The 15,682-nt window shown below is 39.3% G+C and carries 9 protein-coding genes and 1 rRNA gene; 2 read left to right on the plus strand and 8 right to left on the minus strand.

What is annotated here, in order from left to right:
* Window positions 1-62 precede the first annotated feature (62 nt).
* Window positions 63-1,584: ribosomal RNA gene (locus tag ASE74_RS00005) — 16S ribosomal RNA — on the minus strand.
* Between the two features lie 1,423 nt (window positions 1,585-3,007).
* Here ASE74_RS00005 and ASE74_RS00020 point away from each other — a divergent pair.
* Complete coding sequence (locus ASE74_RS00020) at window positions 3,008-4,381, plus strand: hypothetical protein (RefSeq protein WP_055902529.1); 1,374 nt, start codon at window positions 3,008-3,010, stop codon at window positions 4,379-4,381.
* A 243-nt stretch (window positions 4,382-4,624) separates the two neighbouring features.
* On the opposite strand, the gene glyA is transcribed toward ASE74_RS00020, so the two are convergent.
* Window positions 4,625-5,896 (minus strand): serine hydroxymethyltransferase, encoded by a 1,272-nt coding sequence (gene glyA, locus ASE74_RS00025; RefSeq protein WP_055902532.1) that lies wholly within the window; start codon window positions 5,894-5,896, stop codon window positions 4,625-4,627.
* A gap of 62 nt (window positions 5,897-5,958) precedes the next feature.
* Window positions 5,959-6,702 (minus strand): ScpA family protein, encoded by a 744-nt coding sequence (locus ASE74_RS00030; RefSeq protein WP_055902534.1) that lies wholly within the window; start codon window positions 6,700-6,702, stop codon window positions 5,959-5,961.
* 211 nt (window positions 6,703-6,913) lie between these two features.
* Here ASE74_RS00030 and dxs point away from each other — a divergent pair, with 211 nt between their 5' ends.
* Window positions 6,914-8,842, plus strand: coding sequence for a 1-deoxy-D-xylulose-5-phosphate synthase (gene dxs, locus ASE74_RS00035; protein ID WP_055902536.1), 1,929 nt, complete (start codon window positions 6,914-6,916; stop codon window positions 8,840-8,842).
* A gap of 431 nt (window positions 8,843-9,273) precedes the next feature.
* On the opposite strand, the gene ASE74_RS00040 is transcribed toward dxs, so the two are convergent.
* The 5 genes from ASE74_RS00040 to ASE74_RS00060 all read right to left on the minus strand — a co-directional run bounded on the left by ASE74_RS00040 (window position 9,274) and on the right by ASE74_RS00060 (window position 15,679).
* Entirely contained in the window at window positions 9,274-10,902 is a 1,629-nt protein-coding gene (locus ASE74_RS00040) for a hypothetical protein (protein WP_055902539.1), read from the minus strand.
* Between the two features lie 107 nt (window positions 10,903-11,009).
* Window positions 11,010-12,344: an undecaprenyl-phosphate glucose phosphotransferase gene (locus ASE74_RS00045; RefSeq protein WP_235525974.1), complete on the minus strand. Its 1,335-nt coding sequence runs from the start codon at window positions 12,342-12,344 to the stop codon at window positions 11,010-11,012.
* Window positions 12,345-12,661: 317 nt separating this feature from the next.
* Window positions 12,662-13,759, minus strand: a complete 1,098-nt coding sequence (locus ASE74_RS00050) for a mannose-1-phosphate guanylyltransferase (RefSeq protein WP_055902544.1) — start codon at window positions 13,757-13,759, stop codon at window positions 12,662-12,664.
* Window positions 13,760-13,772: 13 nt separating this feature from the next.
* Complete coding sequence (locus tag ASE74_RS00055) at window positions 13,773-14,747, minus strand: NAD(P)-dependent oxidoreductase (RefSeq protein WP_055902545.1); 975 nt, start codon at window positions 14,745-14,747, stop codon at window positions 13,773-13,775.
* A complete protein-coding gene (locus tag ASE74_RS00060; RefSeq protein WP_055902547.1) occupies window positions 14,744-15,679 on the minus strand; it encodes a glycosyltransferase family 2 protein in 936 nt (311 codons plus the stop codon). Before ASE74_RS00060 ends, ASE74_RS00055 begins: the two co-directional genes overlap by 4 nt.
* Window positions 15,680-15,682: the final 3 nt, after the last annotated feature.

Raw genomic sequence — 15,682 nt, forward strand, 5'->3', positions numbered from 1 at the left:
TTCGAAATATCATGTTGCTTCGAAATATCATGTTGCGTGGCGAGTAGGCGGTGCTACTCCAGAAAGGAGGTATTCCAGCCGCACCTTCCGGTACGGCTACCTTGTTACGACTTAGCCCCAGTTATCGGTTTTACCCTAGGACGCTCCTTGCGGTTACATACTTTAGGTACCCCCAACTTCCATGGCTTGACGGGCGGTGTGTACAAGGCCCGGGAACGTATTCACCGCGTCATTGCTGATACGCGATTACTAGCGAATCCAACTTCATGGGGTCGAGTTGCAGACCCCAATCCGAACTGTGAACGGCTTTGTGAGATTCGCATACCGTTGCCGGCTAGCTGCCCTCTGTACCGTCCATTGTAGCACGTGTGTAGCCCCGGACGTAAGGGCCATGATGACTTGACGTCGTCCCCTCCTTCCTCTCTGTTTGCACAGGCAGTCTGTTTAGAGTCCCCACCTTAACGTGCTGGCAACTAAACATAGGGGTTGCGCTCGTTGCGGGACTTAACCCAACACCTCACGGCACGAGCTGACGACAGCCATGCAGCACCTAGTTTCGTGTGATTGCTCACTCATTTATCTCTAAATGATTCACTAACTTTCAAGCCCGGGTAAGGTTCCTCGCGTATCATCGAATTAAACCACATGCTCCTCCGCTTGTGCGGGCCCCCGTCAATTCCTTTGAGTTTCACTCTTGCGAGCGTACTCCCCAGGTGGAACACTTAACGCTTTCGCTTAGCCGCTGACTGTGTACCGCCAACAGCGAGTGTTCATCGTTTAGGGCGTGGACTACCAGGGTATCTAATCCTGTTTGATCCCCACGCTTTCGTGCCTCAGCGTCAATAAGACCATAGTAAGCTGCCTTCGCAATCGGTGTTCTGAGACATATCTATGCATTTCACCGCTACTTGTCTCATTCCGCCTACCTCTAGTCCATTCAAGCCCATCAGTATCAAGGGCACTGCGATAGTTGAGCTACCGTCTTTCACCCCTGACTTAACAGGCCGCCTACGCACCCTTTAAACCCAATAAATCCGGATAACGCTTGGATCCTCCGTATTACCGCGGCTGCTGGCACGGAGTTAGCCGATCCTTATTCTTCCGGTACATTCAGCTTCCTACACGTAGAAAGGTTTATTCCCGGATAAAAGCAGTTTACAACCCATAGGGCAGTCTTCCTGCACGCGGCATGGCTGGTTCAGAGTTGCCTCCATTGACCAATATTCCTTACTGCTGCCTCCCGTAGGAGTCTGGTCCGTGTCTCAGTACCAGTGTGGGGGGCCATCCTCTCAGATCCCCTAGTCATCGTCGCCTTGGTGGGCCGTTACCCCGCCAACTAGCTAATGACACGCATGCCCATCTCAATCCCATAAATGTTTGATCATTGGATAATGCCATCCTGTGATTTTATGCGGTATTAATCCGGATTTCTCCGGGCTATCCCCCAGATTAAGGTAGGTTGCATACGCGTTACGCACCCGTGCGCCACTTTCAAATCCAGCAAGCTGGAYAATCTCGTTCGACTTGCATGTATTAGGCCTGCCGCTAGCGTTCATCCTGAGCCAGGATCAAACTCTCCATTGTAAAATGTKTTGTAAGATGCTGACCAGTTTTAACTATTGTTAAAAATAGTCTTCTTTTTTGTTATGTTGTCTGTTAGACACCACCTTTAAAATAAAGCTACGTAATCATGTACTTTGATCGGTACTCCATTACCTCGCTACGCTACATTGACATCTCTTTTAAGAACTTGCTATGTTGTCTGTTAGACACCACCTTTAAAATAAAGCTACGTAATCATGTACTTTGATCGGTACTCCATTACCTCGCTACGCTACATTGACATCTCTTTTAAGAACTTGTTGACCYGGTAACCTCACGGCCGGCCATTTTATATATCTTCGGTTTCAGTTTGGAAAAGTCTTSTTYGTCTTCCCCGTGTTTCATCCGTTTCAATCTTTTTTCTGTTYGCTTTCCGCAACATCCGCTGCTCAGCTTTTTGCCCTTCCTTTCGGTTGGGAGTGCAAAGGTAAGGATCTTTTTCAAACTTCCAAATAAAATAAATTTTATTTCGCAACATCCGCTGCTCAGCTTTTTGCCCTTCCTTTCGGTTGGGAGTGCAAAGGTAAGGATCTTTTTCAAACTTCCAAATAAAATAAATTTTATTTTTAAGGTCTTCTTTTTCCTTTCCCTTATTTCAATAGGCTGATTTTATTCAGCTTTCCGTCCTTCCGGAGCGGGCTGCAAAGGTAGCAATCTTTTCCTCACCTGCAACATTTATTTTAAAATAAATCCTGCCCTATCATCACCCTMTGCCATCCTTTTCTAATAAACCCTCTACCAAATCGCTGGCCACGGTTAAATCTTTTAAACCTTGTGTTTCCGCAACATCCGCTGCTCAGCTTTTTGCCCTTCCTTTCGGTTGGGAGTGCAAAGGTAAGGATCTTTTTCAAACTTCCAAATAAAATAAATTTTATTTTTTTGATTCTCATTTTTCCTTTTCCCTTATTTCAATAGGCTGATCTTATTCAGCTTTCCGTCCTTCCGGAGCGGGCTGCAAAGGTAGCAATCTTTTCCTCACCTGCAACATTTATTTTAAAATAAATCCTGCCCTATCATCACCCTCTGCCATCCTTTCATTCAAAACCCTTCCTCCGAAGCGGGATGCAAAAGTAGGGAATTTCAGCTTATCCGCAAAGAAAATATCACTATAAACGCACAGTTTAATGTAAGTGTATGGTTTTCAGAAAGAAAAATTTAATGGAGTGAGCAAACTTTTTGGAAGTTAACGTGTTTATAGGGGCTTTTTAATGAGATTTGCACGGTTTCATCTGCGCTCGACTGTTTGAAAATCAGAAAGACCCTGCTAGCTAAACCCGGCAGCAGCGGCAGCGCCCGGCTTTTCGCCGAGACTGAAACGTATTGAGGGGAAAACTTTTAGTAACACTATGATGTTATTGTATACTTATCTGTTGTAAGTGCTCAAACAATTTTCTAAGTTTGATTTATGCGTTCGATTATCTGTTTGATAGTACCCATCTTTTTACTTGCTTCATCTTGCCGTAAAGGAGAACGCATCACTACTGATGCAAATGCAAGGTTAAGTATAGCAAATACAGAATTATTATTCGACACTATTTTTACTGCTACAGGCTCTACAACAAAGCGGCTAAATATTATTAATAATAACAGCAATGCGGTTAAAGTTTCTGAAATTAGATTGGCCGGCGGAGTTGCTTCTGCGTTTAGTTTGAACATTAATGGTGAAAGTACGCTTACCAAAAACGAAATACTTATAAATGGGCGCGATTCCATAAACTTGTTTGTTAAGGTAACAATTAACCCGACTGCACAAAACCTTGCTTTTTTAGTTCAGGATTCCATTATATTCATTACGAACGGGAATAGGCAGGTGGTTCAGCTTTTGGCTTATGGCCAAAATGCCATATTCATTACAGAATCAACAATCAATTCCAATACAACCTGGGTAAAATCGCTGCCCTATATAGTTAATGGCGCACTAACTGTAAAAAATGGGGCTTCGCTGAACATTCAACCGGGTGTTAAAGTTTATTTTCATAAAGATGCCAATTTAAATATTGAAGGTAACCTTAATGTAAATGGAACGGTTACAGAGCCAGTTGTATTTTGTAGCGATCGGTTGGAAAAAATGTACAATGATGAGCCCGGACAGTGGAAAGGTATTTTTATAAAAAGAACCGGAAATGGAATGATCAAAAATGCACTCATCAAAAATGCATCTGTGGGCATAACTTCCGATTCGTTATCATCGAATGCCAATCCTAAATTAATTTTGAGCAACAGCATTATTAGAAACATGCAGGTGGCGGCCTATATTGGTTACCATTCAGAACTCCTTGCTTTTAATAACCTGATGTACAATTGCGGCAATTATTTAATTTATGCCGTAGGTGGAGGAAACTATAACTTAAAACATAATACTTTTGCTGCTTATAATTTGGATTTTCCCAGGAAAACGGCAGCACTGAGCTTTTCGGACTATTTATCGCCAACGGCGTATAACAAACTGCAATTAGAGATCAGAAATAACATTATTTGGGGCAGCTTAAACAACGAGTTGGATCTTCAAAACAAAAAAGCTACACCTGTACAGCTTAATCTGTCTAACAACTTAATCAGAACCACCAGCACTAGCTATACCAATAATGGAAATATTTTAAATACAGATCCACTCTTTATCGATAGTGAATCTGGAAATTTTGAGTTATCAGCGAATAGCGTTGCGAGAAAAAAAGGTGCCGATTTAAGTACTGATCCATACTTTGCAAGTTTTTTAAGCAAGGACATTAAAAATTATAATAGATTTTCTCCCTCAACGTTAGGGAGTTACGAAAAATAATAAACTATTTCCCCTTTCATAAAAACAAAAGGGAAAGAATTCTCGTTTATATATTTGAGAGCGTTAATTTAGATGGTAAGGGTCGATATTTCTAAAGAATATCGGCCCTTTACTTTTGCCAGCATTTTTTGAAATTAGGTTAACAATGCTTTCACATCTTATAAAAAAATCATAAAACAAAAAGCAGCTACAAATTAATGCAGCTGCTTTTTGGCTTATCCTAAGCTAGATTAGAAACTAATCTTATTTATAAAGCGGGAATGCGCTTACTAGTTTTATTACTTCAGCTTTCACTGCGTTCAGGTTAGCTGCATCTTCAGGATTGGTCAAAACTCTGTCAATGAGCTCCACAATCTGCTCCATTTCGCTTTCTTTTAAACCACGGGTGGTAATTGCTGCAGTACCTACACGGATACCAGAGGTTACAAATGGCGATTTATCATCAAAGGGAACCATATTTTTATTTACAGTAATCTCTGCTTTCTCCAAAGCATTTTCAGCCACTTTACCAGTGATGTTTTTATTACGGAGATCAATCAGCATCAAATGGTTATCTGTACCACCAGAAATAATGCCGTAACCTTTGGCTACAAATGCCTTAGCCATGGCTTGTGCATTGGCAGCAACCTGCTTAATGTAAGTGCCATACTCTTCACTTAAAGCTTCGCCAAAAGCAATTGCTTTAGCAGCAATAATATGCTCTAACGGGCCGCCTTGTGTACCAGGGAAAACTGCCATATCGAGCAAGTTACTCATTAAACGGATTTCACCTTTAGGTGTTTTCAATCCCCATGGATTTTCAAAATCCTGTCCCATCATAATCATACCGCCACGTGGGCCACGCAAAGTTTTGTGGGTTGTAGTAGTTACAATGTGACAGTGTGGAAGTGGGTTGGCCAACAGTCCTTTCGCGATCAATCCTGCCGGGTGAGAAATATCAGCCAAAACCAGAGCACCTATTTTATCGGCCACCGAACGGATAAAAGCATAATCCCACTCACGTGAATAAGCAGAAGCGCCACAAATAATTAATTTAGGTTTTTCTGCTAAAGCTACTTCCTCCAGTTTTTTATAATCGATTAGTCCGGTTTCTTTTTCAACACCATAAAATAATGGCTGGTACAATTTTCCCGAAAAGTTAACCGGCGAACCATGTGTTAAGTGACCACCGTGTGAAAGATCGAAACCTAATATTTTATCGCCAGGCTGTAAAACAGCGAGCATTACAGCTGCATTGGCCTGTGCGCCAGAGTGTGGCTGAACATTTACCCACGCTGCACCGAACAATTGTTTTGCCCTATCGATAGCAATTTGCTCCACAACATCCACTACCTGGCAACCGCCATAATAACGTTTTCCCGGTAAGCCCTCAGCATATTTGTTGGTCAATACCGATCCGGCAGCTTCCATTACCTGCTTGCTTACAAAGTTTTCTGATGCAATAAGCTCTAAACCATGCTCTTGGCGGTTTAACTCCTTATCAATAAGTTCAAAAATTTGGTTGTCGCGTGTCATCATTATATTAGGTTTGTATTTTTTTGGCAAAAGTAAGAAATTCAAATCTAATTTTGGCCGTATTAGCTTAATGCTTTCACATTAAAGTTGTTAAAGCCGCTCCCAATGGTTATCTCTACGATTTGTTGCTGCAACATTTCTAAAATAGCCAGGAAATTGTATACAAAATGAACCTTATTTTCAGAATTCTTAAGCACAAGAGCAAAATCGATCTGTTTGTTAATATCGAGCAGGTTGGCAATAAAGTGCTTTTGTTGTTCAATGGTATAAGGGTATTGCACAACCGTATGCTTCACCTCCTCGCTCCGCAATTCATATTTTTGCATCGTACGGTGATAAACGGTAAGCAGTTTATACAGATCCAGTGATAAAAGTTCATCCTGATGTGTAGACGAAGCCGCAGCCAAGGTAAGATCGTAGGCAATATTTCCCCTATGATCCTGCTTTAAACGCTCTTGCTCCAAAACCTTCATCTCTTCAGCAGCAGATTTAAATTGTTTATAAGCAATCAATCTCGCAATCAGGTCCTGTTCCGAATTAATTTCATTCCCCTCCTCATCGACCGAGATTCTGGGCAACAACATTTTAGATTTAATCCGCATCAGGGTGGCAGCTACCAGGATAAATTCACTCGCTACCTCCACATTTAAAGCCAGGAGCTGATGGATATAGGCTAAAAAGTCGTTGGTTATTTTTGCAATTTCTACATCCTGGATATTAAGTTCATCCCGCTCAATAAAGAACAACAACAAATCGAAGGGACCTTCGAATACCGGAAGTTTTATTTCAAAATTCTCTGCCTGCATCTGGATAAACAAACATAACAAAAATTTTCAGGTCCTAACAACCCAAACCCAATTATAAGGCCTTGTTTAAACAGCACCTGCAACTTTAAAAGCCTGTCGCTAAGCCCTCACCGCCAACCGCTTAACCCTCAAGAATAAACCACGATTTTTCGTTTCGATATTAAAACAAATTTACCTTACTTTGTATCTTGTTTTTTACCACAAATTTCGAATGCAAGTAAAAGCTGGCCCCCTATTATCTAAAATCAACTATCCCGCTGATTTAAAGCAATATAGTGAATCTGACTTAGAACAAATAAGCCAGGAATTACGACAGTATATTATTGACGTTGTAAGTGTTAATGGTGGGCATTTTGCATCCAGCTTAGGCGTTGTAGAATTAACCGTAGCCTTACATTATGCACTCAACACCCCCTACGATAAATTGGTTTGGGATGTGGGGCACCAGGCATACGGACATAAAATCTTAACCGGCCGCAGAGATTTATTTCATACCAACCGCGTATATAAAGGCATTAGCGGTTTCCCTAAAATTACCGAAAGTGAGTACGATACCTTTGGTGTTGGCCACTCCTCTACCTCAATTTCAGCAGCTTTAGGCATGGCGGTAGCTTCGCAGTTAAAAGGCGAAAGCGACAGGCAACATGTTGCCATTATTGGTGATGGTGCAATGACGGCAGGTTTGGCTTTTGAAGGGTTAAACCATGCCGGAATCGAAAACAGCAACGTGCTGGTGATTCTGAATGATAATTGCATGTCCATCGATCCGAATGTAGGTGCACTTAAAGAATATTTAACCAGCATTACCATCTCCAAATCGTACAACCGTTTCCGCGATGATATTTCCCATGTATTGGCCGGCCTTTCTAAACTCGGACCAAATGCCCATAAATACGTTAAAAAAATAGAGAAAAGCATCAAAGGGACCTTGCTGAAACAAAGCAATTTATTCGAAGCCTTGAACTTTAGGTATTTTGGCCCTGTTGATGGGCACGATGTAAAACGTTTGGCGCAAACCATAAAAGATTTATCTGCTATACCCGGCCCAAAACTTTTACATTGTATCACCGTAAAAGGAAAAGGTTTTGCGCTGGCAGAAAAAGATCAAACCGTTTGGCACTCACCAGGGCTGTTTGATAAGATCACAGGCGAAATCAAAAAAAGTATTCCCGATAAACCGCAACCACCAAAATACCAGGATGTTTTTGGGCATACCATGGTAGAACTGGCAGAAGCAAATGCTAAAATTGTAGGAATTACACCAGCAATGCCATCAGGATCGTCATTAAACATCATGATGAAAGCAATGCCAAAACGTGCATTTGATGTCGGCATTGCAGAACAGCATGCAGTAACCTTTTCTGCGGGTTTGGCTACTCAGGGTTTAGTACCTTTCTGTAACATCTATTCCAGTTTTATGCAAAGGGCCTACGATCAGGTGATCCACGATGTGGCCATTCAAAAACTAAATGTCGTATTTTGTTTGGATAGGGCAGGGTTGGCTGGTGCCGATGGAGCAACACACCATGGTGCCTATGATATTGCCTACATGCGTTGTATCCCGAACCTGGTAATCTCCTCTCCAATGAACGAGGAAGAATTGCGTAACCTGATGTTTACCGCTCAGCAAGAAAACATTGGGCCTTTTGTAATTCGTTACCCACGAGGTAATGGTGTGATGCCCGATTGGAAAAGACCTTTCAAAGCGTTGGAAATTGGCAAAGGCCGTAAAATATGTGATGGAGAAGATGTAGCATTGCTAACCATCGGTCATGTTGGTAATTTTGCTGTAGAAGCACGTGCAGAATTAAATAGCGAAGGCTTTCATCCGGCACATTACGATCTGCGTTTTGTAAAACCCTTAGATGAAGCTTTATTGCACGAAGTATTTGCGAAATACAAAAATGTAATCACCGTAGAAGATGGCTCGTTGCCAGGCGGAGTAGGTTCTGCAGTACTCGAGTTTATGGCCGATCATGGTTACAACGCCAACGTTATCCGCTTGGGTATTCCAGATCAGTTTATTGAGCATGGCGAACAGGCCGAGCTTTGGGCAGAATGTGGTTACGATAAAAATGCAATTGTAGAAGCAGTAAGAAAAGTGGCTGTAAAAAGAACAACAGATAGTATGGCGGGTTAAGGTGTGATCTTAATTCATTTTACATCATTCCTGCACAGGTAAACATCTAAATGTGATATGTGTTCTGAAATAAGCGTTACTTAAATAATGCTTATAATGAGCCTATAGGGAAACATGAACTTCCTTTGCCTCAATTATCAGAATTCAGAAATAAATCCCCTCAAAGCACGTCATTTCGAGCAAAATGAACGCATTCGAGAAATCCATCCTATTTACATTCTGTAATACTTTAGTCGAGAATAATAAATACTTTATAAATCCGCTTATTTATTTCCCAAGCACTGAATCATTTACCAAAATCCTAAACAGCGATACCATTTCCGCTTCTTTCCGTACCTCATTAGCAATAAACTTCCATGCACTAAACTCCTCCAACCAAAAAAGCCTCAGCTAAGAAATAACTGAGGCTCTTTTGATATAATAAGTCCTTCCTAAAAATCAGAATATAAATTCCTGAACGAACTGCGTAAACCGAAAGTAATCAAACCCGTATTATTTTTTCCGAGGCTATTACTTTCACGCCTTAATATACCGCCAACTTCTAAACGCAGATTATACTTCGGATTAACCACATAAGCAACTTTACCTTCAGCATAAAAAAGATCAGTACGGATACCTTGTGTTGTATAATTTCCAGTCGGTTTAACGGCATCCGTATAAGGTTCAAAAATATTCTTGCCATAGTTTTGCCCTGCTATATCCAATCCGTACTTGGCATACATCAGTTCACCACTAAAATCAAAACGTTTATAAGAATAGTTTAACAAGCCAACGACTTCTCTAAAGTTAGCCCCCAGCGGATGCGCTAAAGGTTCGCCATATTGGGCATAATTGATAATGGGCTTCCGGGAAGAAAATGTATAAGGCTTTGCGGTATTGTATTCTAGTAAATAATTTAATCCGGCAACATGGAAAACATCAGCTCCGCGGAACCCTAACTGCCAGGCATATTTATTTCTTGCGCTCCCATCAGAAGAGAAAAATTCTTTTGCCTGAAACTCATCAAGTGAAAATTGTCCATAGGCAACCAGCTCTTTTGCAAACTTGTATTTACCCGTAAATCCCAGCAACGCGTTATCTGGAGATCCACTCGAGGCCTCAATTGGCCTCAAAAAGATAATTGGATTGGCGTATCCCCAATCAAAGCCTCTCCTATTTCCAGCATCATCTGTTTGTGCCCATACAATCGAATCAAAAAATCCGATAGATAAACGGTTATTTACATTCCAGTCTAAATAATGGAATATCCCTCCCTTTTTTCTAAAACCAGCTTCATATGATAATTGAGGTGCACTTGGATCTTGCATAGCTGCCCACATCACCATATATTGCACATTACCCAAATTACCCGTCAGCTTTAAAAAAGGATATGGAGAGGCATAATCAGATAATAACAAGGAACGATAACCATCACCTACGAAATTTTTATCATAACCTGCTGTGATATTCAAATACTTTATAGGCGTATAAGAAACTGTAGCAGTAACATAAGACCAATCTGCCGTTAATGGATTAATATCAGGATTATATCCTTGACCATATTTACCACCAACCCGGTTATAAGATTGGCCAGGTACAATACCATTTCGATCTATATAGTTGCGATAATAATCAGCAAAACGACCTTGATTTTCAAATCCACTGGTATAGAAAGAAAACTTCTTACCTATTGTACCCCCAACCTGGTATCCACGGGTATTTAAATACGTATTTTTCTTACCGGAAAAATCTCTTCCTATCTGAAAGTCCGGTAAAAAATCGGCATATACTGTATAATCCTCTTTCTGAATATCCAATAAATGTTCCTGAAACAATTTTCTTGATACCCACGATTTCCTCGTTGAGTCTACTCCAATACTTAATAAAGCTGAGCTTTTATCGCGAAGCAAGCTATCATCAATAAAGAATGGTTTTAACGAGCTATGAATCCTGGTATTCGGATTATATACTTCACCGCTTAATTTCTGATAGAATTGATAAGAATACGGTTGATAAACAGCTTGAGCTTTCAGCTCATGGATAGAAACAACTAAAAATAGTAGGAATAAGATTTTCTTCATGTGGGAAATTTTAATTCGAAGGGCAAAGAACGCAAATTATTATGAATTAAACGACCTTGCTAAATTCCGAAAAAAGAAAAAGCCCTTTCGGGCCTGTGAGTATCTATTTAAAAAGCATTTTCTTCACCTTTAACCATATTAATTACCGTCATAAAAATGATTTTTACATCCAGCATTGCGCTCCAGTTTTCCAGGTACCAGATATCATGCTCAACACGCTTAACCATCTTATAATCTTCCTTAGTTTCTCCACGGTAGCCATTTACCTGTGCCCAACCGGTAATACCCGGTTTCAAAAAATGGCGCACCATAAATTGATCTACAATTCCTTTATATTGTTCGGTATGGCTTAACATATGTGGGCGCGGGCCAACAACACTCATATGCCCCATAAATACATTAAAAAATTGTGGCAGTTCGTCTAAACTTGATTTTCTCAAAAATTTTCCGATTGGCGTGATCCGGTCATCGTTTTTACTGGCCTGCCTTTTATCACTATCCGAATTCATGCGCATACTCCTGAATTTAAAACACCAGAAAGGCTCATCATCACGGCCACTTCTCAATTGTTTAAATAACACAGGTCCTTTACTTTGCATCTTAATAAGCAAGGCAATAATTGGATACAACCAGCTCAACACGAATAAAATCACTAAACCACTAAAAATCACATCAATTGCACGCTTTTTAAAACGGTTATGAATTTTCTCCAAGGGTTCAGAACGTAATGAAATTACGGGGAACTCGTTCCCTAAATAACTTACCGTGTATGGCGATAATAATGCACCACTAATATCTGGAATAAACTTCAAACGCACACATTGGCGTTCAGCTTCTTCAGTTAATAAAGTCATATCTGCCATTCGATCTGGAGCAATGGTCACATAAATATCTTTAATCCCTTTATCTACAGCCATTTTAAACTGGCGGCCTACTATATCAGAAATTTGTCCATCACGATTAAGGTAATCTTCGGGTACATCATTAATAAAACCATGAAATTCGATGTAACGCTGCTTCTCAAAATAACTGGCCAATTGTAAACCCGTAGCATTATTACCCATAATCGCAACTGATTTGACGCCTCGCAAATGGTTGAACAATAAAAACTGAAAAGATGTTCCAATAAAACGGTTCACTAAAAATAAAATGCCGAGCATCCCATAAAAAATTACCAGGAATGATCTAGAAAATTCATTTTGTTTAGAAAAAAACAAGTAGATAGAAAACAGTACACCATGTAATACAACACTTTTCCAGGTTCCCCTGTAAATCCTCTCTATTCTTCTCGATCCATACTCACTATACAAACCAAAGCTGGTGGTACTCACAATCCAGATCAGGTTACATACTACAACGTAATGCCACTGCAATTCAGAACTAACTGCTTTGCCCATATAAGCCGTGAATTCGTATGCAAAAAAGTACACAATATTGACCATTAGTAGGTCAGTGATTGGTAATATATATTTTAGAATAAATAAGTAACGTGTTTGCATAGGCTTAATGGGAAAACGAAAACATTTATCTGTGCTTTTTGTTTTAAGTGAATTACAATGAACAAAAGTTATGCCCAAATTCTGAATTGAATGTTAAATAATCATTAGCAAATCAGAAGGCGCTAATAATAAACCAATATAGGGCTAGAAAAGGCAGCTCGAAAAAGGAGTATCCTACTATCATTAAATAGTAGACTAATCGCACAATTTAGTAGACACACAAAAAAGTTTACCATCCAGGTAAACTTTTTTATATTTTGCTAAGCATATTTTATTCCATGCTCAATGACCATATCTTTAGCCACCTGTTTAATTTCCTGCTCATCAGATTTTGGATAAATTAACAATACCTCACCATCATCAACAACAATAAAGTTATCCAATCCTTTTATAACTGCGGCTTTATCACTGGGCAAATGTATAATACAATTACTGGTATCTTTTAAGTTAACTTTAGCTAAGTTAACCATATTATTATCAACATCCTTTTCCCCAACTGTATGTAAGGAAGCCCACGTGCCTAAATCCGACCAGCCAATATCAGCAGGGATGGTATATACATTGTTTGCTTTTTCTAGGATTGCATAATCAATTGATATATTTGGACTAGTAGGATAGTTTGTATTAATGAATTCAGCTTCTTTGTGTGTGTTATAGCAAGATAGACCGCTTTCGAATAGTCTTGCAATTTCAGGAGAATATTTTTCAAATGCTTTTTTTAAGGATACTGCAGACCATATAAATATGCCCGCATTCCAAACATAATCCCCACTTTTTAAATATTCTTCTGCCTTCGCTAAAATAGGCTTTTCCCTAAAGGCACTCACTTTTTTTATTTCACCAGATTGATTTTGATGGTCAATACTTACATCCTGGTATTGGATATAACCGTAACCCGTATCTGGTCTGGTAGGAGTAATACCTAATGTCAATAACGCATCATTATCCGCACTAAAGGCTAAGGCCTGTTCAATTTTTTCCACGAAAATATCTTCCTTTAGTATTAAGTGGTCAGATGGTGCAACAACGATATTAGCATCCGGATTTAACTGTGCAATCTTATATGTAGCATACGCAATGCAGGGTGCCGTGTTGTTACGGCTCGGTTCTAAAAGAATATTATCATTTAAAACATTTGGTAATTGCTCAGAAACTAAATTCGCGTAACTTTCATTTGTTAGAATAAAGATTTGGTCATTAGCGCAAATATTTAAAAACCTTTCGTAAGTAAGCTGAAGTAATGATTTACCAATTCCAAGAATATCAATAAACTGCTTCGGGAAGTGATTTCTACTTTTTGGCCAAAACCGTGAACCCACACCTCCGGCCATAATCAATACATATGTATTTTTATTCATGTAAATTTAATCCTTAATAAAGTCCAGTTTTCTCACAATCCTTATACCAATCTTTAAGTGCCTCCTTTAATGTAAACTGCAATTTATATGGCGATAAACTAAGTTTTTCTCCAGAGATATTTGTAGATATCATTAATTTTTTCACCCGATCAGGATGGATACCGCTAATCTTTTTACCCAATGTTCTTGCACCAAAATAAACTCCGCCTGCTGCTGATTTCAAAGCCCATGCAGGCACCAATATTTTGGGGGCCTTAGTATGGGTTGCATCAGCCATTGTAATACAAATTTCTTCAATAGTAGGTGCAGGGAAATAAGTTAAATTGTAGGTAACATGACCTGGCTTTTCCATTTGACCTGCTTCATATAATATCCGCACTACATCTTTTACATAAACGCTGGCCTTAATCGTATCTTTTCGTCCTGGGTAAAAGAAAAAGCCTTTTTTCAGTGAATTGTACAATCGGGTAAAATTCCCCCCCTCTTGCTTGCCAAAAACTACACCAGGTCTAACAATTACCAATTTTCGATTTGCTGGATCTTCAGCTTGCCATAACTTATGAATATACTCTGCCGTTAGTTTAGAAATACCATAAGGTGTATTAGGCATAGGCAAAGTCTCTTCATTTTTGAAATCTTCTGATGCGCCATATGGAGCAATAGAGCTGGTAAATACTATTGTTTGAATATTATTTTTACGGGCAAAATCGCAAACGTTCTGTGCACCAAAAATATTAGCTTCAAAATATTCATGGTCGGGGTGACCTGGTGTTGTATGCACTGCCGCAAGATTGTAAATAACACTATCTTTTGCATTGACAATACTTAAGTTGATTGATTGACGTACATCTAGGATCTCGAAACCGTCGCTAACTTTTTTCCTTAAATCGAAACTAAAAACTTCATCACTTGAATGCAAAGTTTCTTTGATATAACTTTTCAAATGAGTACCGATAAAACCGGAGCCTCCAAATATTAAATGATTCATTTGCTATTTTCTAATTTATCCCAATACCTACGGTGCATAGAAAAAGCTTTCCTTTGCCTTGCCGATAATTTTTTATGCATCATACCTAACTTATATCCTATAAACTTTGCTCCAATTGACATAATCATTTTAGGCAGAACTAATAGATTATGAGTAATAACATATTTCAATTCAGACTTTAGATATTTAAGTCCTTCCCCACCTGCAGATCCAAACTCCTCTAAAAGCCAAGGATTTGTTGAATGAAACACGCCAATGTCAAAATACCTCTTAAATTCTTCGTTTATCGTATAATCATGGGAATGATAAACTTCCGCATCTGCCACATAAGCAATCTTCCAACCCTTAATTAACATTTGCCCGCCAACAATTACGTCTTCAGCAAAAATTGTATTGGTAGGAAAGCCACCTACATCCTTTAAAGCTTCTCTGCTATAAGCAGCGTATGAATTAGAGCAAGATGCAGTTTTTATGCCCAATTCATATTTATCACTTAATTGCTTGACCTTTGATTCACTGGTATAATTAAATAATCTAGCGTGTGTTTCCAATACTTTGGCACCAAAATGAGGCAATTGTCTCCCGTATGCAATGCCCACGCTTTGATCTTGAAACGCGGCAACTAGCTCACTAAAAGAATTATCATCTTTTAAAATGCAATCTTGAGTAAGGTAAATCAATATATCACAATCTTGAGCAGCATCAGCCAACAACTGCCTAGCATATCCATGATCAAAATCTGCCTTGTTTATATCAATAGTTTCAAAGCCCGAAGATTTTGCCTCCAATTTAGTATTATCAATAGACCCTGAATCAAGAATTATTTTCCGGTCAACCTTTGCCGTTTGGAGATTAATTGACTCTAATACTTGACCCCATAATTCTCCTGCGTTTAGTGTAGGAATTAATAAAGCTATTTTATGCACTTTCATTAA

The sequence above is a fragment of the Pedobacter sp. Leaf216 genome (assembly GCF_001421515.1).
Lineage (GTDB): Bacteria > Bacteroidota > Bacteroidia > Sphingobacteriales > Sphingobacteriaceae > Pedobacter.